Origin of the sequence: Sphingobacterium sp. UBA6317 (genome assembly GCF_002440385.1) — a bacterium.
Classification (GTDB): Bacteria; Bacteroidota; Bacteroidia; order Sphingobacteriales; family Sphingobacteriaceae; genus Sphingobacterium; species Sphingobacterium multivorum.
Genome location: NZ_DJTD01000035.1, coordinates 28,145 through 53,965, shown reverse-complemented (window position 1 = coordinate 53,965; position 25,821 = coordinate 28,145). Strand labels below are relative to the sequence as shown.

The 25,821-nt window shown below is 39.3% G+C and carries 14 protein-coding genes; 1 reads left to right on the top strand and 13 read right to left on the bottom strand.

The window, feature by feature from the left end; translation table 11 throughout:
- Window positions 1–87 precede the first annotated feature (87 nt).
- The 13 genes from B3E92_RS10620 to B3E92_RS10560 all read right to left on the bottom strand — a co-directional run bounded on the left by B3E92_RS10620 (window position 88) and on the right by B3E92_RS10560 (window position 23,836).
- Window positions 88–4,638 carry an efflux RND transporter permease subunit gene (locus tag B3E92_RS10620; protein ID WP_115046909.1) on the bottom strand — a complete coding sequence of 1,517 codons (4,551 nt, stop codon included), beginning with the start codon at window positions 4,636–4,638 and terminating at the stop codon, window positions 88–90.
- 13 nt (window positions 4,639–4,651) lie between these two features.
- On the bottom strand, window positions 4,652–5,758 hold the full coding sequence (locus B3E92_RS10615) for an efflux RND transporter periplasmic adaptor subunit (RefSeq protein ID WP_115046907.1): 1,107 nt from the start codon (window positions 5,756–5,758) through the stop codon (window positions 4,652–4,654).
- Between the two features lie 184 nt (window positions 5,759–5,942).
- Window positions 5,943–6,305 carry a hypothetical protein gene (locus B3E92_RS10610; protein ID WP_070561742.1) on the bottom strand — a complete coding sequence of 121 codons (363 nt, stop codon included), beginning with the start codon at window positions 6,303–6,305 and terminating at the stop codon, window positions 5,943–5,945.
- 145 nt (window positions 6,306–6,450) lie between these two features.
- A complete protein-coding gene (locus tag B3E92_RS10605) occupies window positions 6,451–7,383 on the bottom strand; it encodes an endonuclease/exonuclease/phosphatase family protein (RefSeq protein ID WP_286727355.1) in 933 nt (310 codons plus the stop codon).
- A 6-nt stretch (window positions 7,384–7,389) separates the two neighbouring features.
- Window positions 7,390–9,681, bottom strand: a complete 2,292-nt coding sequence (locus B3E92_RS10600; RefSeq protein WP_115046905.1) for a GH92 family glycosyl hydrolase — start codon at window positions 9,679–9,681, stop codon at window positions 7,390–7,392.
- A gap of 165 nt (window positions 9,682–9,846) precedes the next feature.
- Window positions 9,847–11,769 (bottom strand): RagB/SusD family nutrient uptake outer membrane protein, encoded by a 1,923-nt coding sequence (locus B3E92_RS10595; protein WP_286727354.1) that lies wholly within the window; start codon window positions 11,767–11,769, stop codon window positions 9,847–9,849.
- A gap of 19 nt (window positions 11,770–11,788) precedes the next feature.
- Window positions 11,789–15,043 carry a SusC/RagA family TonB-linked outer membrane protein gene (locus B3E92_RS10590; RefSeq protein WP_286727353.1) on the bottom strand — a complete coding sequence of 1,085 codons (3,255 nt, stop codon included), beginning with the start codon at window positions 15,041–15,043 and terminating at the stop codon, window positions 11,789–11,791.
- A gap of 158 nt (window positions 15,044–15,201) precedes the next feature.
- The gene (locus B3E92_RS10585; protein ID WP_070561748.1) at window positions 15,202–15,903 is read right to left on the bottom strand and encodes a response regulator transcription factor; all 702 of its coding nucleotides are present in this window, start codon (window positions 15,901–15,903) and stop codon (window positions 15,202–15,204) included.
- Window positions 15,904–17,226, bottom strand: coding sequence for a sensor histidine kinase (locus tag B3E92_RS10580; protein ID WP_167450447.1), 1,323 nt, complete (start codon window positions 17,224–17,226; stop codon window positions 15,904–15,906).
- Between the two features lie 88 nt (window positions 17,227–17,314).
- Window positions 17,315–19,609, bottom strand: a complete 2,295-nt coding sequence (locus B3E92_RS10575; protein WP_115046902.1) for a GH92 family glycosyl hydrolase — start codon at window positions 19,607–19,609, stop codon at window positions 17,315–17,317.
- A gap of 10 nt (window positions 19,610–19,619) precedes the next feature.
- The gene (locus B3E92_RS10570; RefSeq protein WP_046674733.1) at window positions 19,620–20,342 is read right to left on the bottom strand and encodes a basic secretory protein-like protein; all 723 of its coding nucleotides are present in this window, start codon (window positions 20,340–20,342) and stop codon (window positions 19,620–19,622) included.
- A 10-nt stretch (window positions 20,343–20,352) separates the two neighbouring features.
- The gene (locus B3E92_RS10565) at window positions 20,353–22,701 is read right to left on the bottom strand and encodes a GH92 family glycosyl hydrolase (protein ID WP_286896678.1); all 2,349 of its coding nucleotides are present in this window, start codon (window positions 22,699–22,701) and stop codon (window positions 20,353–20,355) included.
- 148 nt (window positions 22,702–22,849) lie between these two features.
- Window positions 22,850–23,836 carry a LacI family DNA-binding transcriptional regulator gene (locus tag B3E92_RS10560; RefSeq protein ID WP_115046897.1) on the bottom strand — a complete coding sequence of 329 codons (987 nt, stop codon included), beginning with the start codon at window positions 23,834–23,836 and terminating at the stop codon, window positions 22,850–22,852.
- Window positions 23,837–24,253: 417 nt separating this feature from the next.
- Here B3E92_RS10560 and B3E92_RS10555 point away from each other — a divergent pair, with 417 nt between their 5' ends.
- The gene (locus B3E92_RS10555; RefSeq protein WP_286896673.1) at window positions 24,254–25,687 is read left to right on the top strand and encodes an arylsulfatase; all 1,434 of its coding nucleotides are present in this window, start codon (window positions 24,254–24,256) and stop codon (window positions 25,685–25,687) included.
- Window positions 25,688–25,821: the final 134 nt, after the last annotated feature.

Below are 25,821 nucleotides of genomic sequence, written 5' to 3'. Positions count from 1 at the left end.
CTTCCCCCGACCCAGTTAAGGGTCCAAGAATTAACAAGTTAATTCTTTATCGCATGAAAAATAGTTTTCTTTTTAATGTATGGCAACCTATTGCCAACCTCCTCCCAAGGCTTTGTATAGTAGAATCTGGTTTAACGTGTTTTCTTTCTCCAATTCTACTTTTCCGATTTGGGCTTCCAGCGACTCCTTCTGGGCTGTAACGACGTCCAAAGAGGTCACCCGTCCAGCAATAAATAGTTCCTGTGCGGCCTCGATAGAGAGCTTTAATGCTTGAACATGCTCATCGACAAAACCACGTCGTCTGCCTATTGCCTCTTGCGTCATAATCACATTAGAAACCTCATTATAAGCATTCAGAACCATTTTTTCATAATCCAAAAAAGCAATCCCATAGTCCGCTTTTGCAATCTCGTACTGCGTTTTCAGTTGCCTTTGGTTAAATATCGGAAGCGTAATACCGCCAAATAAGTTATAAGCAATAGATTTATCCAAATTAAATAACTTGTTAAAGCTAAAGCTCTGCAATCCGATAAATGGACTTATTGCTACAGAAGGCAGAAAAGCCAAACGTGATGCTTCCTGATTATTCGAAGAGGCAATCACTTTCAAATAAGCAGCCTTGATATCGGGACGTTGGTTGACAAGATCATCCGGTGTACCAAAATGCATTGCATGATATAAATCCGCATTTTCAGCATATGTACTTCGTACAATAGGTTGATAAAAACGTCCTAATAAACCGTTTATATGGTGTTCCCAAAGTGCTATCTCTTGGATCAATTGTTCTTTAGCAGCTTTAGAATTGGCCAAAAGCGCTTTAAACTGTTGTACAGAAAGCTCAGTCGCATAACCAGCATCTTTTTTTACTTCAACAACTTCCAGTGCATTCTTATGCAATTCAATATTCCGATTATATACTTTTATCTTTTGATCCAAAGCAATTAGTTCATAATAAGCTGTTGCAATATTAGAGACTAATTCCGTTTCCAAGAGACGCTTTCCCTCCTGCTCTGCTAGGAAGCTAAAATAAGCAGCTTGTTTTTGGCTCTTTAACTTTCCCCAAAGATCAATCTCCCAAGATGAACGAAGTCCGATAAAATAATCTGGGATAAATGGTTCGGGTAATTTTTCATCATTTTTCAAATTCTCCGAGAAATTTGAATCGTAATTACCGATCCCTGACTCAGTATAGTGGCCATACTTCCGTATTCCTCCTTCTACTGTGGCCTCGACCCTAGGACCTAAAGCGGCTTTCCGTTGCTTAAAATAAGCTTGCGCAGATTCCAAACGTAGGATGGATTGACGAATATCCAAATTGTTCTGCAACGCCGAATCAATTAAGGAAACCAACTGCGAATCTTTAAAAATTTCCTTCCAAGGCCGGCTTCCCACATTTAAACTATCTGGCGAAAGATGTTTAGAAAAGGAATTCGGTACGTTTACTTTCTCCGGTTGGAGAGCTTTTTTGGGAACCGAACAACTTCCAAATAAAATAAGTGCGGCAATAACCAAAGAGGCTTGTTTCACAACTTGTTTCTTATTCTCTTTTTTTGAAAATAAGATCACTAAGCCTGGGATGACAATTACCCCCAGTATGGTTCCAATGAGCATTCCACCCACAGCAGCAGTACCGATACTTCGATTACCCAATGCTCCCGCTCCACTGGCCATCATCAAGGGTATCAAACCTGCAATAAAAGCAAAGGAAGTCATTAATATCGGGCGTAAGCGGGCAACTGCTCCTTCGATCGAAGCTGTCACGATATCCATTCCTTGCTTATATTTCAAATTGGCATATTCCACAATCAGAATCGCATTTTTACCTAACAAACCAATCAGCATGACCAATGCGACCTGCGCGTAGATATTGTTTTCCAATCCAAAGACCTTCAAGAAAATGAAAGCACCAAAGATCCCCGCCGGAAGACAGAGCAGAACTGGTAACGGCAATAAGAAGCTTTCGTACTGTGCACATAACAACAGATAAACAAACAGAAGACAAAGTGCGAAAATATACAAAGCCTGATTTCCAGAGATTTTCTGTTCCCGAGTCATACCAGACCATTCGATACTATAACCTTGAGGAAGAGATGACGCTATTTTTTCCACTTCTTCGATCGCTTGTCCAGAACTAAAGCCTGCTGAGGATTGTCCTGTAATCATGGCCGAACTAAACATATTGTAACGGGTAATTTGTTCAGGACCATAAATTCTTTCCATCGAAATAAAGGCATTGTATGGTACCATCTCACCCGTCTCATTCTTCACATATAAACGTAATACATCTTCTGGTCTTTGGCGATATTCGGGACCAGCCTGTACCATGACCTTATACATCTGTCCGTAACGGATGAAATTTGTCGCATAAAGACTTCCCATTAAGGTCTGCAGCGTATTCATGGCATTCTCCACCGATATTCCTTTTTTTGCAGCCATATCGTAGTCCACCTTCAGCATATACTGTGGAAAGTTCACATCAAAACTGGAGTTGATATCCTGAAGAACATCACTTTTTTCCATATCGTCCATAAACTTCTGCAGCACTTCGGCCGTCTTATTGAGATCTTCATTACCACTACGGTCCAATAGACGTAGTTCAAAACCTGATGAGTTACCAAAGCCTGGAACTGTTGGTGGAGGAAAGAAATCAATTTCCGCATCGGCAAAGTCCTTGGTTCTCTCGCGTAAATCTTTAATGACATCATCTACTGTCTGATCTCGCTCTTTCCAGGGCTTCAGATTGATCATCCCCATCCCGTAGGAAGCGCCGGACACTTCGGTAATAATACTATATCCCGATAATGTAGAAACGGTTTCCACAATATCAAGCTGACGTGATACAGAGTCAATTTTATCCAAAACACGTTCGGTACGGTCCACCGTTGCTCCAGGAGGTGTGGTTACAGCGACATAAATCATTCCCTGATCCTCGGTTGGAATAAAGCCCGAAGGTAAGATCGCGCTACTTCCCCAGGTGGCGACAAAGAAAACGCCAAGTAAAAGCAAGGTCAATCCGCGCCGTGCACTTGTTTTTACCAAAATCCCCTTGTAACCAAAGGCTGTCTTATCATAAACTGCGTTGAATTTTTTAAAGAAACGATCGAGCCAATTATTCGATGGTTTGCGATCGTGAGGCGATTTCAAGAAAAGCGCACATAAAGCGGGTGTCAATGTCAACGCGTTGATACCTGAAATAACAATGGCAGCCGCGAGCGTCAATGAAAATTGACGATAAAAAATCCCTACTGGCCCCGATAGAAAGGCAACAGGAACAAATACCGCAGACATGACAAGTGTAATAGCCACAACAGCGCCACCGACTTCTTTCATTGCTTCCAATGTAGCTTCCATAGGCTGCAAATGTTCTTCTTCCATCTTTGCGTATACAGCTTCGACGACCACAATACCATTATCGACCACAATACCTATTGCCAGTACCAGTGCAAATAAGGTCAGTAAGTTGATCGAGAAACCGAGCATCTGCATAAAAAATAAAGCCCCAATTAAACAGACCGGGACAGCCAAAATAGGAATAATAGTCGCCCTAAAATCCTGTAAAAAGATAAATACAACAATAAAAACCAAAAGAAAGGCTTCCAGTAAGGTCTTGATAACGGAAGAAATCGAAGCATCTAAGAAACGTGATACGTCATAGCCCATTGTATAGGTCATTCCGCTTGGAAATTGTGTCTGTTTCAATTCTGCCATGCGATCTTTCACACGTTGAATAACCTCCTGTGCATTTGACCCTGGTAATTGCTTCAACATAATGGAAGCTGAAGGCCGACCATCGGTTTTGGAAACCATTTCATAGTCCAACGAGCCAAATTCGACATCTGCAACGTCTTTAATACGGATAATGGAACCATTGGAATTCGCCCGAATAGGAATATTAGCATATTCCTCTATTTCGGTGAATTTACCAGGATAACGTAACACATATTGTTGCATATTGCGCATCTTATCCGAGCTAATCCCTGTTTGCCCCGGTGCAGCCTCAATATTCTGCTTTCGCAATGCTGCCACCACATCTTCGGTGGAAATATTATACGCTGCCATACGATCAGGTTTAACCCAAACACGCATAGCGTAATCCCGCATTCCCATAATCTGAGCGAGACCGACGCCTTCGATCCGTTTCAGTTCCTTTAGAATGTTGATATCTGCGAAATTGTAAATGAATCTTTCATCCGCAGTTTCATCATCGGTAAAAACATTCAGATACATCAGCATGGAGTTGACCTCTTTTTCGGTGGTTACCCCTGCTTTGATGACCTCTTCAGGGAGTTCATCCAATACCGTTGTTACCCTATTCTGTACGTTTACAGCCGCAATATCTGGATCTGTACCAACTTCAAAAAAGATTTGAATAACCGTGCTGCCGTTATTGGTAGACACTGAATTCATGTAAGTCATCCCAGCTACACCGTTGATTGCTTTTTCCAAAGGAATAGCGACAGCATTTGTACTCACCTCAGCATTGGCACCTGTATAATTGGCATTGACGACGACCGAAGGTGGTACAATGTCCGGAAATTGCGTGATGGGCAATGTAAATAAGGCCAACAACCCTAAAAGTGTAATAAACACCGAAATAACCAACGACAATATGGGTCGTTTTATAAATGTTTCAAACATAATTTATCCTCCCCTACAGTTTCCTCATTTTTGGATTAATCTTCATTCCACTCCGCAGTCCCTGTACTCCCTCATAGACAATCTTGGCGTTGGGATCTAAACCTCCATCCACAATGTAATAATGCCCCACACGTGGGCCCGCTGTAAAAGGTGTCATTTTTACGGTACTATCTGCCTGTACAGTATAAACGTATGTTTTGTCCTGAATTTCAAATACTGATTTTTGGTGTACAAAGGTATGTTGCCCTGTCTGCATTGGCACTGCAATCTTACCTGTTGCACCATGCTTTAGGATATGCTCGGCATTGGGAAATTGAACCCGAAGGGCAATGGATCCAGTATTGGCTTCAAATTCACTTTCTACCAAATGGGCAATTCCCTCGTGTGGATACAGTTCACCATTAGCCAAAATTAACTTGACCGATTTTTGCGTCTCCTTACCGTCCAACTTATCACGCATAAGTGTCAGATACTCCCTTTCAGAAATATCAAAATAAACGTTCACTTTACTTAAATCGGAGATCGTCGTAATTAAGCTACCCTCGGTCAATAAAGAGCCTTCTCTCAATAAGATACGGTCTATACGACCGTCAAAAGGAGCCTGTATAACAGTATAGTCCAATCTTGTCTGTGCCTGATTTACCAAAGCTCGGGCTTCTTCGATTTTAGAATTGGCCGCTTTTAATTGAATTTTCAATAAATTATATTCGGAAGAGCTCACAATATTCTTGTCAACCAATTTTTGAGTTCGTTCCATTTCCAGCTTGATCTTTTGTGCTTCCGCAATGGCATTATCATACTGTGCTTTGGCCTTGGCTAATTCCGAACGATATTCCTCATTATTATACTTAAACAGCATTTGGCCTTTCTTTACCCAAGCCCCCTCGTCTACATAAATTTTATCCAAAAAGCCATTCAATTTGGAACGAATTTCGACGTTTTTTAAGGCTTGAACATCCGCAATATACTCCTGATAAACAGTCGTATCCATTACCATTAAAGGTACTACTGGTATATTTTTGAGTTCTTCTTTCGAATCAGCGTTAGCGTTGGATGAATGGCATGAAGCCAGCATCCCAACCATACCCACGAAAAGGCACAGTAAAAGTAATTTCTTCATAAACGATAAAAAATGTAAAATGTTAAACCCTCCTACGGTATTTTAAAATCAGTCGTTAGGAGAATGTGTTAGATGGGAGCTACAGCAATTCTATAGCGTAAAGAGCGGCCCAAAGCCTTCCATACCATATATAGAAATAAAACTAAATTGTTGCAGCCTCCGCTAGAAAATTAGAGGAGCGTAACTAGAATGGCCTAAAACGGGATAGGAAGCGATAATACCCTGGTAAGCATAGGGTTTTAGATCGGTAAAAAGGATGTTCATCATCTTTTGCAAAACATAATGCCGTAAAGACGATTCCAAAAACAAAAATAAAAATTGGTAGTACTTGACTATTGAGCGAAAATATACGATAATCATCTTGCAATAGTACTTTTTCTTCTTGGGAAGAATGAATGGGTTCCAAATCCAATACGTCATCCAAAAAATACTCCACAATGGTCTCACCTGCATGCAACACCTGTCCAGTTGCCGAGGAGAAAGACTCATAGGTCAACAGATTAAGGTATGCAAAGAGTGTTAAAAAATGAAATATTTTGCCTAACATATCGAAATTTCGAATCACAAAGGTATGACTTTAAATAGCTAAGATTATTTTATTCATGTAAAAAAACCATGACAGCCTAAAAAATTAGCTGTCATGTCCTTAAATATCTCTAGTTTATTAGATTAAAGTCGATAAATTTCAAATGTTACAATTTGATTTTCACCACTAATGGAAAATGATCCGATGGTAATCTTGTCTCGTACTGTTTAAAAGAAAGTTCTTTAGGGAAATCCCCCTTTTTAACCTCTTCACTATTTTCTTTAGCACTACGATAAGATTCTGTTAAAACAGCATAATGCTTTACTTTAATCCGAGGAGTTACGAATACATGATCTATACGGCTGTCTGTCCAAAGATTATTATCGAAAGCATTAAATGTACCGTTCCATGTAAATTTAGTCGGAGCAAGCTCAAAACTATCTTCTATAAAATCGGATTCTTGTAGGATGTTATAAATTTCATTATTTTGATCGACATTGAAATCACCGGTCAATATAGCTAGTTCCCCTTTTACAAACTCTTTCATTTTTTTGACAACCAACCGACTACTTTTTTCCCGGGCTTTGACACCAACATGATCCATATGCAAATTAAAGTACCAAAATTTCTTCCCAGAATTAATTTCCTGCAACTGCACCCAAGTACAAATACGAGGTAAGGCAGCATCCCAACCTTTTGAAGGGCGATCTGGCGTCTCAGAAAGCCAGAAGACGCCACTTTTTAATTTCTTAAATTTCTTCTTTTTGAAAAATATAGGCGCAAACTCTCCCGCAACTTTACCGTCATCCCGACCAACACCAACATAATCATAATCAGTAAGACGTTTTTTCAAATCTACCAATTGATTTACCAATACCTCCTGTGCTCCAAAAACATCGTAATCCACAAAATCAATTAAAGAAGTGATTACTGGAAATCGCTGATCCCAACCGTTACCATTTTTACGATCTCCGTCATTGTCATAACGGATGTTGTAGCTTCCTATTGTAAGACCTATTGAATTTTGTGAAAAGGCATTTAAAACAAATAAATTGATTACAAAAATAAGACTTAGCGATATAATACGTAATTGCTTCATAATATATTATTTTATTTTTTCGTTACTAAAGGAATATGGAGCATCTTCTTTTTTTGTACCTCTATTTTTATTCGGTTCTTCGCTCATTTTGAAATCAAGTTTGGCACCCTGCAATAAATCTTTATAACGGATATAATTATGATTATAAGGCTTTCCATTCCAAGTTAGTTGATCTACGTAGACCTGATTTGCTCCCTGTTGTTTAGCTTGGATATTCACTTTTTTCCCATTTTCGAAATTTAGTGTCACCTTATCGAATTGTGGTGAACCAATCACATATTCGCCCGAGGCAGGAGAAACTGGATAAAATCCCAGCGAAGAGAAGACATACCAGGCTGAAGTCTGCCCGTTATCTTCATCACCACAATAGCCATCTGGTGTAGGCAAATAAAGTTTATCCATTATTTTGCGTACCCAATATTGTGCTTTCCAGGGCTCTGCAGCATAATTATACAGATAAGGCATATGTTGGATAGGCTGATTTCCATGCGCATACTGTCCCATATTCATCACCTGCATTTCACGCATTTCGTGGATCATTCCGCGACTTTTCATACCCTCATAACTCGGAATAACAAACACCGTATCCAACATGGACACAAATGATTTATTACCACCCATCAAATTAATTAAACCTTGAGGGTCATGGAACACACAAAAACTCCAATGCCAAGCATTTCCCTCCGTATATTCTCTTGACCAGGCACTTGGATCAAAATCTGAGACGAACGATCCGTCTGCTTTTTTCCCACGCATAAGTTTTGTACTTGGGTCAAACAGATTTTTATAGTTCATCGCGCGTGTTGCATAAATAGCTGTTTCAGCTTCCGGTTTGCCCAATGCTTTGCCAAATTCATAAATACACCAGTCATTGTATGCATATTCCAATGAACGTGCTACATTTTGGTCTACTTTTACATCAGCAGGTATATAGCCCAATTTATTGTAATATTCATAACCGAAGCGTCCCGTCGAAGAGTGTTTCGGATAGGCACTATTGGCCCCATGCTTGAGCGCTTCCCATAATAGGTCTTTATCATAGCCTTTCCGATCAGTGATCAAGGCATCTGCGACAATAGAAGCGGAATTGTTTCCAATCATCGATGCACGATGTCCTGGCGAAGCCCACTCCGGAAGGTAACCACTCTCCTTATAAGCATTGACCAAACCTTCTTGCATGCGATCGTTCATGGATGGATATAATAAATTCAACAGCGGAAACAAACTTCTGAATGTGTCCCAAAAACCTGTATCTGTAAACATTTCGCCAGGCAGGACCTGCCCATTGTAGGGGCTATAATGCATACGCTTGCCTGTTCCATCAATTTCAGAAAAATCCCTTGGAAAAAGTGTTGAACGATAGAGGCTGGAATAAAATGTACGTAACCGGTCAATATTATGGTCTTCAACCTGTACACGTCCGAGGATTTCGTTCCACTGTGCTTTACCTTCGTCAACAACCTGTTGAAATGTTTTGGACTTCACTTCTTTTAAATTAAGTTCTGCCTGCTCAAAACTTATAAAGGAAGAAGCAATACGGGCTGTGACCTTCTCCCCTCTTTTCAAGGAAGAGAAGCCCACAACTGCTCCGGCGTGATTGTCCTGAATTTCCAATTCATCTTTACTTATCGCTCCGCTTTTAACAGCAGCTTTGTAGGAGAATGGTCTATCGAAAGTAATGACGAAGTAATTCTTGAAATTCTCCGGAACACCACCGCTATTTTTTGTTGAATACCCGATAATCTTATTTTCCTGCGGAATTACTTTAATATAAGACCCCTTATCAAATGCATCAATAATAACATAAGCACTGTCTGTTTTGGGGAAGGTGAACTGAAAGATTGCTGCCCGTTGTGATGGAGACAATTCTGTTGTCACATCGTGATCCGCAAGGTAGACGCTATAATAATAAGGTTTTGCAATTTCCGCTTTATGTGAAAACCAGCTTGCCCGCTTTTCCTGATCAAATAGCGGTGTGCCTGTTATTGGCATGATTGAAAACTGACCATAATCATTGTTCCAAGGGCTTGGCTGGTGCGTTTGCTTAAATCCTTTAATTTTATCAGCCGTGTAAGTATATACCCAACCATCGCCCATATTTCCAGTCTGCGGGGTCCAAAAATTCATACCCCAAGGCCGAGCGATCGCAGGATAAGTATTGCCATTAGACAATTCATACTTCGATTCTGTACCGATCAACGGGTTAACGAAATCAACAGGTGAGGTTTGTTGCGCCATTCCAGCATGCGTCGCGAATAGAAAAAGAATACTACCTGTTAGTTTTTTAATATTAAACATAAATGAAGCGTTTGGTTAAGCTTAAAATTATTAGCAAAAAAGCTAAAACGTATTAGTAAATATAGGTAAGAAATTTAAATATAGTAGATTACCCAGGTCTTTTTCACAAGATGGTTACAAAAAAAACCGCAATCAAATGATTGCGGTTTTTATATCACACTAATACTACCACCCAGGGTTCTGCCCTAATGAGGGCGATTTTTGGATCTCTGAGTTTAAAATAGGAAATAAGTAATGAGTTGGAGCAGTAAAAACTCTACTTTCAACAAAGAAACGTTCCATTTTATAACGTTTATCACCGATTTGGATTTTACCATTTACATCTTCAACAGCTCTCATACCATTAATCATATTTTGAAGTTTCGGATAAGCTGTATTATTATTCTTCCAGTAGTTTATACTTCGTTCATTATTTGTACTACCTGATGCAGTAAAGGTCTGGTATTTAGTTTTCTCCACCGAGCTACTGGGCTCTAGATATAGGCGACTATCAAAAGCTCTCTTATTCTCATAGAAGAATTCGACCCTTCTTTCACGGTAAATGTACTCACGCATCAAATTTTTATCAGCAAGCGTTGTCATAGGCATTGGTGCCATAAAGGATCTAGATCTTACCTGATTAATTAAATCATAGATCTCTTGTGTTGGTCCATCAACTTCGTTAACCGCCTCAGCATAAATGTAAATAAAGTCTGGCAAACGCCAAACTGGAGGCGCACTAATGATAACACTGCCATTCTTATTCCAGGCTTCCTGCAAAAATTTCCTCAGATAATATCCCGTGCGCGTTGCATTATTCGCTCCGATCTGATCGGCACCACTCGCAATATTTGTCTGGGATGGATTATTGTTACCGCCGCGGAATGCTGCACCATGAAATATAATGTCGCGATAAAAACGTGGATCCCTTTTTACTGAAGTATAAGGATTTGCGTCATCATACCCGTCCTGTTTAGCCTTGGTACTATAAATCGGGTAACCAAAGCCATCTGGCGACAAGTACTCATACTCATCTACTTGTTCTTGAACGGGCATCTGACGAGCTCCACCACCGCGGCTTGGCGGATATACATCACCAAACCACCCTTCACCCTTATAGCGCGTAAAAAACAAAACATACTCATTTTTGAACGCCTCCATATCATAAAACATCTGCCATAAGCGTGTATAAACTGTTGAGTTACTCGTGTTTTGACCACCACTATCTCCAAAATCGGTATTTGAGTATTTCTGGTAAAGACTATAACGTTTTCCACCTGCAACCTTACTTTCAAGAACTGCCTTAGCAGCCTCTTTAGCTTTCACCCAACGCTGAGGATCATATGTAGCGTATTCGGACTCAAACTTACGTGTCCCATTATAACCTTTTGCGGCAGCTCCATTCCAAAGTGGTGTAGCGGCCATCCACCGTGCTTCTGCTATCAGCCCAAGACATGCCCCTTTATCGATACGTCCAAAATTCTGCCCCTCCCATTTTTCCGGGACAGCATTATATGCTGTTGTTGCATCAGCTACAATTTTGTCAATAACTTTATGAACTGACTCACGCTCGAAATTCATGTTCTCTGTTGCCGTAACAACATGATCTATGTAAGGTATCTCACCATATATACGAACAGCCATTAAATGAAAGTAAGCTCTTAAAAAGTAGACTTCACCCACGCGCATAGGCAGTGAACCTGGTTCTAGGATATCATCTGGTGTACTATATTTTTTTATTCCTTCCAAAATAACGTTTGTTCTACGGATCCCGTCAAACATACTATTCCAGAATTGACCATTGTCTCCCGGTAGTTCATTGATATTCCAATCACCCGTATTATATCTATTCGTAATATTTCCTTCTACTGTAGAGCCTTCGGCCTCATCGGTTATCGCAGCACTCGAAAAATGATAGAACCACGAAATCGGTTGATTGACATTCTTCGCTTTAGTATATACATCCGTAACGAGCTGATTTACTTTTTCATAACGAGTAAAAACCTCATCTTCCCGGATCTGATCGTCGGGTAATTTGTCCAAATATTTGTTGCAACTTGCGATCATAAAAGCAACCACACCTGCCATAAAAAAAAGTATTTTTTTCATCTTCAATACATTCATAAGGTTAGAAATTAAGATTTATTCCAAAGTTGTAGACTTTTAGAATCGGGTACCAATAACCGCTCGTATTTCCCATTTCAGGATCTATACTTAAATCCTTTAAACCTGACCAGGTAAATAGGTTCATCCCTTGCGCATAAACGCGTAATTGATTTAAACCAATTCTTTTAATAAGATCTTTCGGCAAATTATAACCGATCTCTATATTTTTAAGTCTTAAATATTTAGCATCATATAAAAATAGACTACTATTGCTATTTTTATTATTTTCAGAATTACCTATATGTAAAGCGGGGTAAGTTGCAGTTTCGGCCGTTTCCGGTGTCCAACGTCCCATATGAATTGGTCGAACGGAGCCGAGTTTATCTTGATCAAAAGTCGGGAAATCCCATACAGCCGCATCTTTCAATAAAATTGAAGAATTTAACGCTCCTTGAAACAAAAGACTAAAATCAAAACCCTTGTATTGCAGCGATATTGGTAAACCAAATTGAATCTCCGGGCTCCTAGGATTTCCCATCACTGTGCGATCCCCTAAATCTGTAATTTTACCATCACCATTCAAATCCTTATATACGACGTCGCCAGGTCCTACTGTTCCCCAAGGTTGAAAATTACTCTGATTTAATTTGTCCGCCTCGGCCTGATCTCTAACGAAGTGATCGAAAACATAGACAAAATTTTCATAAAGTCGTTTCCCCGTTGCTTGTCTGTATTCATATTGTCGTGGCACCTCTTGTCGGTAGATCAACTTATTTCTAGAAAAGGTGAAATTAGGTTTTAGAGAAAATCTGAAATTATCCCCAATCATATCTGAATAACTCATCTCAATATCAATACCACGGTTGCGGACCTTTCCAATATTGATCAGCGGAGAGCCTTTACCAACTACGCCAGGAAAACCAATGTCATCCGCCCCCAGTTCAGTAATAATATCATAACGATAATCTTCAAAAACATCAATACTAAAGTTCATCTTATTCTTTAAAAAGCCCATATCAAGACCGATATTGGTTTTTCTAGATTTCTCCCATGTTATATTTTCGTTTGCCAGGCGTCCTTCACGAAGGCCACTTAGTCCATTGTTAAAATTCTGTTCCCCAAAACTATAACCATCTCCTCCCTGAAAAAATGCGAGATATCCGAATCGAGCGTCACCTGGCATTTTATCATTACCCACAAGCCCCATCGAGGCCCTCAGCTTTAAAAAGCTAAGCCAGTCTTTGGTATTCGACATAAATTTCTCCTTGCTAACCACCCAACCCAATGCTCCAGCCGGGAAAAATCCATAACGTTTTCCCTCTATAAAATTTTCGGATCCATTGTAACCAAAGTTAAATTCCGCCAAATATTTTTCTAGATAATTATAGGTAAACTGTCCTGTCATACCTTGATAACGGATATCAACACTGGCTCTTGAATTCGCCGCATCATAGACAGACTGGCTCGAGCGATTGAAAAGCAACATTCCAGTAACATTGTGTTTATCTTTAAATAGACGGTTATAGTTTATTTTTCCTTGAATGAAAGTTCTATTAAAAGGACTACTTTGTGTAAATGAATTTCCAACAGTTTGATCTACCCTATATTTGTTCCCATTTTTATAAGTACCCTCATAGTATTGCGGATTCATAAAAAGATCGATACCATCTGTAGGCTGAAAAGTCGCATAATTGGGATATACCCTATATCCTTCACTATAGGTACCCAGCTCGCGTCTGACCCATTGTTGCTCTCTAGCATCATAGGAAAATATTCCGTCAACAGAAAGTCCCTTGGTAATAAAATCCATATTCCAGCCGGCAGCGAAACTTCCTTCCAAATAGGTGTTTTTTTCTGTATGATATCCTGACCTAGTCAACTCCCCAAGAACATTAAATCGGTAAATTTGATTACCAAACAACAAGCCCGAGGGATTATTCAGCAGATATCCCTGTGTAGAAGGTTGGCTATTGGGTTCGAGAATGATGGGTAAATACGGGGGCTGTGTCATTGCTAGAGTCATCAATCTACTTGCGGAAGTTCCAGGTGAAGTTCGATTGGTAATACGAGCACCTAAATTGAGTTTTACCCACAAGTTTTTAGTAATGTTGACATCAATATTGGACCTAAAATTATAGCGCTGAAATTTAGGAGAGACATTATATTTAGATAAGTCAACATGGTCATAATTATTATCTTGTCCCATATAACCGCCCATCACAAAATATTTCGCAATATCATTACCACCCCTTATTGATAGATTATATTCGTGCTGAGGTGCAGTTCTAAAAATATAATCGAAATAGTCCCAGTTATAACCTAACCCGTCCGAATTATCACCCTTTGCCCTTCGAAAATTGTCTATAGCATCCTGACTAAATAATTTCAAGTTATCGATATTTCCACCAGACCGCTTCGCATCATTCATTAACGCTTCATTGTAGAGAGTCGCGTAATCTGCAGATCCCAAAAGCATAGGCAATTGTGCGGGCGTATTTAGGCCATACGACGCTTTGAAGTCTACGGTTGCTTTATCGGCGGATTGTCCTCGTTTTGTAGTAACAACGATAACCCCATTCGCTCCACGAATTCCGTAGGGTGCCGTAGCTGCTGCATCCTTCAAAATGGAAACAGTCTCAATTTCGTCTGGAGCCAAATAGCTCATATCGCGTTCAATTCCATCCACAATTACAATGGGGGATTGATTACCATAAGTTGACTTACCACGAATAAACAATTCTGAACGATCTACTCCTGGCTCTCCTCCAGCATATTGGTTGACAACCAGTCCTGGTAATCTTCCTGCAAGCATGTTATTAATATTTGCTGCAGGACTCTGTACAAGATCCTTAGTCGTAATCGTTGCGACGGCGCCAACAACATTTCTTTTCTTCTGTGTTGTGTATCCAACAACCACAACATCCTCTAGTGCTTTTACATCTTCTACTAGGCTAACCTGTAACGTTGACCTTCCGCCCGCCACAATTTGTTGAGGCTGAAAACCAATATACGAGAAGGTCAATACCGCATCCTTATAGGGAATTTCTATTCGATATCGACCTGATGCATCTGTTTTCGTTGATTTGCCACTCGCCTTAACCACAATGGTGACACCTTGCAAAACTTTCCCTGTCGAACTGTTTAAAACTGTTCCCTCTACAATAATACCCTCTTGTTGGAAACTGAAGTGGATAGACGCAGCTTTCAATTCGGTCCACAAATTGAACGTGCTACACACCGAAAGCGTAAAAAATAATGGAATTACCTTTCTTTTCATAAATAATAATTAATGATTGGTTTACTAATACAAAAATTGGTCATCAATTAGTTATTCCTTTGGAATGAACATCTCCAAAGAAATCAACCTTAAGCTGATAAACTAATTCGTTTTAGTAAAATTAAAAAGAAAGAAAAGAGAAAGTTGTTAATCGATTGTTAATGACAATTATTGAAATCGACCTCTAAAATAAATCCCACCTTATAAACAGTTTTAATAGCAACATACCGCGATCTTTTCAGCATTTTTCTAATCTTGCATATAAAAACATCAAGACTTCGTCCCAAAAAATAATCGTTATCTCCCCAAAGAGCAAGTAAGATCTCTTCTCTTTTCAAAACAATATTCGGTTTGCTTGCTAAGAAAGTCCAAAGTTCAAATTCACGTGGTGATACAACCTGCCGAGATTTATCATTAAATTCTATTGCAAGTAAATTACGGTCAAGTTTAATGTCACCAATATTGAGTTGTAATTGACAAACAACAGGCTGCTTAACCATATAATTTTGAAGTTTCAGAGACAATTCTTCAACATCAAACGGTTTTGTTATGTAATCATTGCCCCCTAGACGGAGGCCCTTTAATCGATCTGGTTTAGACAGTCTTGCTGTAAGAAAAAGCACAAACTGGTTTTTATTTAACTGAGAAATATATTCAACGAATTGAAACCCATCCCAGTTGGGAAGTTGTATATCTACTACAAGGATATCATATTTATTAATCTTATAATAAGATATTCCCTCTTCAGCAGACATTGCATGACTAACATCAAATCCGAAATTTGACAGATAATCTATGAGCATTGTCGCTAAATCAAGATCATCTTCAATCAGCAATATATGTCCATATTTTGGTATCATCTATTTTATTATTGGTATTGAAATAGAAAATATTGTTCCAGGTTGGGTATCTGATTTAACGTCAATTTTCCATCTATGAATCCGCATGACTTCCTTTACGAAAAAAAGCCCCAGGCCCAGCCCATTTGAAGAAGCTTCTTGTTTACCCCGATATCCCTTCGTGAAAATATACGGCAATTGGTTATGTGAAATACCTATTCCATTGTCTTGTACAGTCATCACCACCGTATCTCTAGCGCCAATACTCAAACGAATATGAATATGCTTTATTCGCTCTTTATTATACTTCAGGCCATTATCGACCAAATTGTTTACCGCGGTAACAAACATAAATGGGTTGACAAGCACCCTAGCCTCTTTAACGTTTTGATCCACTAAGATTTGAATCGTCGCACTTTCTGATACTAAAATCGCAAGATCTTGTTCTAATTGATCCATAAGTTCTACCAAAAAGTGTTCCTCTAGACTCACCTCTTCTTGATTAAACACACTCAAATCAATCGCTTTGTTAACTAATCGATCCAAACGGTTTATCTGACGCATCAAGGTGTCCAAAGTTGTTGACATTTTTAACTTATCATCTTTCGAAACTTTTACCGCCAAATTGGTTAAACCAATTCGTATGGTTGTCAATGGTGTATTGAACTCATGTGTGACATTGTTAATAAAGTCGGAAGCCATTTCTGCCATTCTTTTTTGCTTTATCCAGCTACTATATGTCATCAAATACAACCAAACAATACCAATTATACAGCAGCCCGATAGTAATAATAATGGTAAAATGGCTTTTAATACAGAAAAATTTGTATCAATATTCCCAACATACAACGTAAAAGCCACACGGTTCGACATCTTACTATTTGCGGTTATTGCAATCGACGATACGATATTGTCTTTGTCAATAAACCGAAATTCCCCTCCAATAGGAATATGTTGATCTTTGCCAAAGTCCAGGATTGGTATAAAGGTCTTCGCATCAAAAGTCACCGAAATATCTCTCAACACAATGGCATAACCAAAGCCTTCACCCAAATTGACTTCGGATCTGATGACCTGGAATAGGCTATCCATCGCAGGATGATTTCGAAGCCTCATTATCAAGGTCTTCGCGATACTATCTTTCAGACTATTGAAAGCATTTCTATCGTCTTGATAATAAGATCTCAGACGAACTAAATGAGGCATTAAGGTTGAATCGACAAGTTTCTGTCCGCCCGGGAATATCTTATCGTTGGAAATATGCTTATCGTAAACAACCTTAATTTCCTTTTTTTCTTTTTGAAATAGTTCGCCTCTTTTGATCTCATATGATCTTGCAATCATGAGATACTGTAATATCAAAAACAAAACTAAGCAACAGATAGCTATCCATTTATATACACCTGACCGTCTCATTTTTGCAAACAGACTATTATTTGTTCGGTTTATTACTCATCTCAAAGATTAATTCACCGCCATTTATAATGCTGCTATAAGGTAATAGAAAATCAGCCAATTTCCGCCCATTTAAAGAAACGGATTTAACGTAAACATTCTTCTCAGACTGGTTACGGGCAACTATGGAAAGACTGCGTCCATTTTCAAGATTAACCTTTGCCGATTTGACCAAAGGACTGCCAATCCAATAATTATCTTCCCCAGGTGCCACAGGATAGAAGCCTAATGCAGTAAATAAATACCAAGCAGACATTTGTCCACAGTCATCATTTCCCCCTAAGCCCGCATGACCATTATGATACTGATTCCGTATGATTTGTCTTACACGTGCCTGAGTTTTCCAGGGACTCTTGGTTATATTGTATAAGTATGCCACATGATGGGAAGGTTCATTTCCGTGCACGTAATTTCCGATAATACCATCCCGGGTAATATCCTCCGTATGTTCAAAATATTTATCCGGTAATTCCATGGTAAACAGTGAATCCAAATAAGACTCTAAACGTTTTTTGCCTCCCATTAATGCCATCATTTCAGTAGGTTGATGCGGTACATACAGGCTGTAATTCCATGAATTACCTTCAATAAATCCTTGCCCATGTGTATCCAAAACATCGAATTTCTCCTGAAATTTACCCGCTGAATTCTTCGGACGCATAAATCCAATAGCGGAATCATAGAGTGATTTCCAACTTTCAGCCCTTTTGGAAAAGGTCGTGTAAATATCCTCTTTTCCCAATTTTTTCGCTAATTGCGCTATACACCAATCGTCATACGCATATTCCAATGTATTAGAAACAGATGTTCCCGATACATCTGCAGGAACATACCCCTTATCAATGTAAGCGCCGATTCCCTCATACTGACGTGTATTTGCCGTTTGTACGCAAGCCGCTAGTGCGGCTCCTGCATCGCCTTTGTAAATGCCCTTAAGTATTGCATCAACAATAACAGACACCGAATGATAGCCGCTCATGCACCAATTATCATTCGCATAATGCGACCAAATCGGCAACATCTTCAATACATTCTGGTCATAATGAGCCATCATGGATGCTACAATATCAGCATTACGAGAAGGGTTAATTAAATTCAACAGCGGATGAAAAGCCCGATAAGTATCCCACAGCGAAAATGAAGTATAATTCGTAAAACCTTTGGCGCGGTGCACCTCCTGATCCAAGCCTTTATATTCACCATTCGTATCCATATAGACTGTCGGCATTAAGCTTGCATGGTACATGGCTGTATAAAAATTGACCAGGTCTTCCTTGTTCAACATTTCAGCTTCTATCTTATGCAGCTCCTTTTCCCAAGCTTCTTGGCCTTTCTTAACGTAGCCATCAAAATTCCAGTCCGGAGCCTCAGCCTCCATATTGGCCAATGCATTCTTCATGCTTACTGGACTTAAAGCTACTTTCAGAAGGATGGATTCTTGTGCTTTTGTATCAAAATCCAAGTGTAGCTTAATATTGTGCGCTGCAAGGTCGGGGAAATTATTTTGTTGATCAAACTTACGCCAGAAACCATTATACACAGATTTTCCATCTTCATACTTGGCGCCATAATTCTTAAAAGCTTTTGAGGTCTTTATTGCAAAGTATACGGTGCGCGTTCTCGACCAACCGTTTGTTTGACGGTAGCCTACCAGTGTTGAATCGTTCAATACCTTGACAACGGTCCAAACATTCTTGCCATCATAATTATAAATCCCAGCAGTTAGATCTACGATAAGATGTGAAGCGTCAGACTCTTTGAATGTATAACGGTGGAGCCCTACACGTGTTGTAGTCGTTAATTCAGCCTTAATCTGATGTTTATCCAGTAGAACACTGTAATAATTGGCCTCAGCTCGCTCATTGGCATGTGAGTAGGATGATCGATAACCGTCTTGCGGTCGATCAGCTGTACCCGGATTCAATTGAACTTTTCCTTGTGTCGGCATGATCTGTATATCACCAAGATCGGAGTGACCAGTGCCACTAAAATGTGTATGACTAAACCCGACAATCGTCGGATCATCATACTGATAACCAGCACAATATTTATAAACATCACCGTTGTACCGTCCATTGACAGCATAAGATAATGTATCCGTATCAGGACTTAATTGTACAGCACCGAATGGAACTGTCGCCCCCGGAAAAGTATGTCCCATCTTCGCCGTTCCGATGAGTGGTTTGACATACTGAACTAATTTAGTTTCTTGTGCCTTTAATAGATATGGGACACTAATTAATCCCAAAAAGACTAAACTTCTGATATTCATCGCTTATGAATTATAGTGTGGGATTTTGGCTATAATCGGCCCATAGCTCATCAATAGTTTTACCCGTCTCCACTTTCCAAAAAGCATCACTATAGCTTTTGCTACGCATCGCTGCATCCAATTTTTTGACAAAATCCTTCTTTACATGTAGATTGATCCAGTACAAAAAGCGCGCTGTAATACGATAAGAATCGGTGTATTTCTGCTTTTCGTTATATTCTGGCAGCTTCCAGTTTGCCCCCGCATTATCTATGCCATCATCAAATCGGACAAAATCGGCTATCCCTTCCGTAATCCACCACGGGCCCGCCCCATCGGGGTATGCTTGAACAATATGCATGACTTCATGGGTAACCACGTCAATATCCCCTGGATTTTTGGCAAACCAGGCTGGACTATAACGGACAATCCCACCCGCTGTCGCTGCCACACCTTTATAGTCCGGATCAATAACAAAAGAGACCTTTTTTATAGTCTTTTTATTATATTTCTTGGCTAGTTTAGGATAGTTGGTAAAATATGCCGCTACCAGCCTTTCTTTTAAAGAAGCACTAAAATCTTTGTCTTTATTAATCCAAATTAGGGTATAACCACCTTTACTGATACTATCAATATCCACAGCAACCTTGCGGTCATTTTCGGTATGTTTCCAGTTGTCCTGCGCAAAAAGGGAACAAGAGTATACCAAGCCAAATACAGTAACAACGATTTTTAAGTTTTTTAAGTTTATCATAACCTAATGATTATTTCTTTTTGTTCGATTTCAACTTGATATTTGTTTGCAAATCTGTTGTCATTGAATAAGGCGCTGAATTTTTGGACGCTCCCCTCGTATAATTAGGCTTTGCCGCCATGTCAAAATTAAGTGTCCCACCTTCATGCAATGCTTTGTGACTTAACCAGTTTTTACCATAGTCCTTACCGTTCATTTGCAATGTATTTACATATACATTTTCAGTAGAATTCTTTGGAGCATCAATGGTCAATGTCTTACCATTTTCAAATGTTAGGGTCGCTTTTTTAAATAATGGAGCTCCGAGCACATATTCATCCGTCGCCGGACAAACAGGATAGAATCCAAGCGCTGAAAAAACATACCATGCAGAGGTTTGACCATTATCTTCATCACCACAATAGCCATCAGGTGTAGGCTTATACATTCGGTCCATCACTTGACGCACCCAATATTGTGTTTTCCAAGGTTGGCCAGCGTAATTGTACAAATATGGCATATGCTGAATTGGCTGATTACCATGTGCATATTGCCCCATATTCGCAACTTGCATTTCACGTATTTCATGGATAATACCACCATAATAGCTGTCGTCGAAATCTGGGGACTGAACAAACACCGAATCCAACATGCCCACAAAAGTCTTTTCCCCTCCCATCAGATCGATCAGCCCCTGAATATCGTGAAATACGCTCCACGAATAATGCCAGCTATTTCCTTCTGTGAATGCGTCACCCCATTTCAATGGATTAAAAGGAGCTTGGAATTTTCCATCTTTATTCTTTCCACGCATAAGATTGGTCGATGGATCAAATAAATTCTTATAGTTCTGTGCACGCTTAGCATACAAATCAATTTCAGCCTTCGGACGGTTCAATGCTTTTGCCAATTGGTAGATCGTGAAATCGTCATAGGCATATTCCAATGTACGCGCTGCATTTTCATTGATTTTAACATCATATGGCACATAACCCAAACTATTGTAATATTCAACGCCTTTTCTTCCAACAGCACTCATTGGTCCTTCGTTATTAGCACCGTGTTGTAAAGCTTCATATAACTTATTGATATCATAACCGCGCAATCCCTTCATATAAGCATCCGAAACCACCGAAGCAGAGTTATTACCCACCATGATATCAGCATACCCCGGACTGCTCCATTCAGGAAGAAAGCCTCCTTCTAAATAGGCATTGAGAAGACCTTCCTGCATTTTCTTATTAATGGAAGGATACATAAAATTTAAGAATGGGTACAACGCCCTAAAAGTGTCCCAAAAACCTGTTCCTCCAAATAAATAACCAGGAAGTGTTTTTCCATTATATGGACTGTAATGTACAGCCTTTCCTTGCGCATCAATTTCATATAACTTGTTCGGGAAAAATAAAGTCCGATACATGGTCGAATAAAACGTGCGCAACTGATCGATATCATCACCTTCTACTTTAATTTTCCCTAAGGTCGAATTCCAGATCTGACGTCCGTCTTCTTTTATTTGATCAAAAGATTTGTTACCTAACTCATTTAAGTTTAATAAGGCTTGTTCGGCACTGATAAAGGAAGACGCCACTTTCACCTGCACTGGTTTCGTTTTGTCTTTTACCTTAAACCCGACGATTGCACCAGTGTGATCACCTTTGATCTGAAGTTGCCCATCCTTCTTCTCTTTGCCTTCCCAAGTAGCGACACTTGCAAAAGGTTGATCAAAAACCAAAACAAAATAATTCTTGAAATTAGCTGGCAGTGGACCGCGTGCATATTTCGAAGAATAGCCAATTATCATATTTTTTTCTGGAATAATCTGAACTTCAGATCCCTTTTCATAAGCATCCAAAACAATATAAGCATCGTCTGTTTTATTAAACGAGATCCTAAACATGGCTGCGCGTTCTGTTGGTGTCATCTCTGCAGTCACATCGTGATCCGCTAGATAAACCGAATAATAATACGGTTTTACAATCTCCGCTTTATGCGAAAACCAGCTCGCACGCTCGTCTTGATCAAATACAGGCTTTCCAGTTACAGGCATGATAGAAAAAACACCGTAATCATTCATCCAGGGTGATGGCTGGTGAGTCTGTTTTAATCCACGAATCTTATCAGCGGTATATTGATACTGCCATCCGTCGCCATTTTTTCCTGTTTGTGGTGTCCACATATTCATTCCCCAAGGTCTCGCAATCGAGGGATAGGTGTTACCATTGGACAACTCAAATTTGGATTCGGTACCCATTAATGGATTAACAAGATCGACAGCTTCTAGCTGCTGTCCTCTAAATTTCTGAGCCAAAACCGGTTTTGCGTAAAACAAACCCAAAGACAATAACGACCCTAGAAAAACACTTAAAGATTTCTTCATTATTTAGGATATATAAAAATATTTCTACTAAAACGTATTAGTAAAGATATAAAAAAGAATATTAAATCAAAATAAAGACCTGGAATTGGACAAACACGTCTTATGATTTTTACAATTCAATTTCTATATATTCATTTGCTGTCCCATTTTAGCGTCGCATCAATTTCGTTGAGATGATATATTCTTTTGGTGTAGAAATCCCTTGCTCTATTTCCTTTAACAAAACTTTCACACAAGTTTTAGCTAGAGCTTCCAATGGTTGTTGAATACAGGAAATTTTAGGATTCAAAATATCAAATAATTCATGGTCATCAAAAGAAAACATCGGAAAATTATAGCTATTCTCAGGCGCCGACCGCAATACCTTCAATCCGAGAATACAAAGATAATTTGTGGTAAAAAATAGACCATCTAAGCCTATCTGCTTAGCAGCCCAATTTTTCAACATACGCGAACCTTTCTGCTTCAGGTGCTGATAAGGTAATTGCAATATGCGAGGTTCCATTCCGTATGTGTCACAAAACTCCAAATAAGCACGTTTACGTGCCAACATTTGTGGTTGATCCGAATCGATGGTTACCAGCCCAAAATTTATACAACCAATAGATTTCAAATAGTCACATGCATTCTTCCCACTAACTTCATTGTCAATATGTATATAATGGGTTTCCACTGTTGGAGAATTTCTATCAAAAACGACCAACGGGACCTTATGCTCCAATATTTTGCGCTGATATTCTTCCAGATCTACTGTCGGAGCCAAAATAATACCCTCCACTTTCTTTTCCAACATCGAATCGATGATATCGCGTGCATTTTGCGAATCTCCAAGCGTACTACTGTAGAGGACATGATAATTTTTCTTTCGGAACAATTCCTCTACATACAATGCAAATGGACCAAAAAAAGAATCCCCAATATTCTCTACAATTAGACCAATAGTATTTGACCGTCCCGTTGCTAAACTCTTAGCGAGTGCATTGGGTTTATAGCCAACTTTTTCAACGTATGCAAGTACGCGGCTTTCCAATTCCTTGCTAATGCGTGCTCGCTCGGCTTTGTGATTGATGACTAACGAAACAGTTGATTTAGACACATTGAGTTCCTGTGCTATTTCTTTAATTGATTTGGCCATAAGAGCATTTTCATAAAATTAGGGTGAAATTAGAAAATAAATATGAACATATCGGAGATTACAATTGATAGCACACACTAAATTATTACACAATCGTATGCGTAGGCAGCAAAAACGAACAGATTATCCTATTAAGGCTCTTTCATTACCGTTGTTATCCCTCCACGAGTGCGAGCCAATACAATCAAAAAGATATTTTTGACTAAATTTAACGCTCATTCTTTTTAGAGTAATACTTCTTTAAAATAGAAGTATTACTCTAAAGAACATACGAACCATTATAAATAAAATTAAATAGGACCATAAAATTAAATAGGACCACCTGACTGTTTTAATGGATTAAGTTGCACTGCGATATAAACTAGTGGACAATCTTAGCGAAGAAAAAAATTAATTTTAAGAAATAACCGAATGCAAATGAAAATATCTTTTATGTTATCTCTTTTTTTGACTCTAGCCTCTCTTGCTATAGCTCAAAAGAAGGACCAAAGGCCGAATATTGTACTTATTATGGCAGATGATCTTGGTTATGGAGACCTTGGTGTATACGGTCAGCAAAAAATTGAAACGAGGCATATCGATTCATTGGCTGCCAAAGGGATGAAATTTGACAACTTCTACGCTGGTACATCGGTGTGCGCTCCCTCGCGATCATCTTTAATGACAGGACAGCATACTGGTCACACCTATGTAAGGGGTAACAAAGAAATTGAGCCCGAAGGACAACAACCGCTAGCCGACTCTGTACAAACTTTCGTTATGCTTCTACAACAAGCAGGATATACAACCGGTGCGTTTGGCAAATGGGGACTTGGCATGGTCCATACAACAGGTGCTCCTGATCAAAAAGGATTCGATGAATTCTATGGCTATAACTGCCAACGTCAATCCCATCGCTACTACCCAACTCACCTCTGGCATAATAACGAAAGGATAGAACTCCACGGCAATGGTTTAATGGCCCAAGGACAGTATGCTCCAGCATTAATTCAAGAAAAGACCTTGAAATTTATTGATGAAAATAAAGAAAAACCTTTTTTCCTTTATGTACCTACAGTTCTTCCTCACGCCGAATTATCGGGTCCGGATGACAAATATTATCAGTTATATGCAGACAGGTTTGATGACAAACCACATAAAGGAAATGACTATGGCCCACAAGCGACTGTTTCCGGTTACGCTTCGGTAGAAAAACCGCATGCCATGTATGCGAGTATGGTAAGCCGTATGGATGCTTATGTCGGTCAAATTGTTGATCGTTTACGCGAAAACAAGCTATTGGATAATACAATTATCATTTTTACAAGCGACAACGGATCGCACAAAGAAGGCGGAGCCGATCCCAATTTTTTCAATAGCTCTGGCGGGTTACGCGGCAACAAACGCGACCTCTATGAAGGTGGCATCAAGACCCCTTTCATTGTTTATTGGCATGGTAAAGTTGCGGAAGGAAAAACCTCAAACTACCTGGGTGCTTTTTGGGATATTATGCCGACGATGGTCGAGCTTGCCGGGACAAAAAAACCGCATTATACAGACGGAATTTCATTTTTACCAACGCTGCTAGGTAAAAACAAGCAACAAAAACAGCACCAATACCTGTACTGGGAATTTCATGAAGATGGGGGTCGTCAAGCCCTGCGCCAAGGAGATTGGAAACTTATCTTACAAAAAGTGACAAGTAGCCAACCTACAGCCGAACTATATAATCTCAAACAAGATCCAAAAGAACAACACAATATTGCCCAGGAAAACCCAACGAAAGTAAAAGAATTACGTCAGCTGATTGAAAAAGCGCATGTCGAAAGTGATATTTTCCCATTAACAAGTGTAAATATGCACATAAAATAAGGTTTGGGGAGTAGCAAACTGAGCGTTATTTTCCCCAAAAAACATTAAAATTCCGGAAAGTATAGCAACAGGAAAAAGATACCAAGAAATAGAAATGATTGACTTCCGATAGAGGCACACAAAAGATCCTAGTC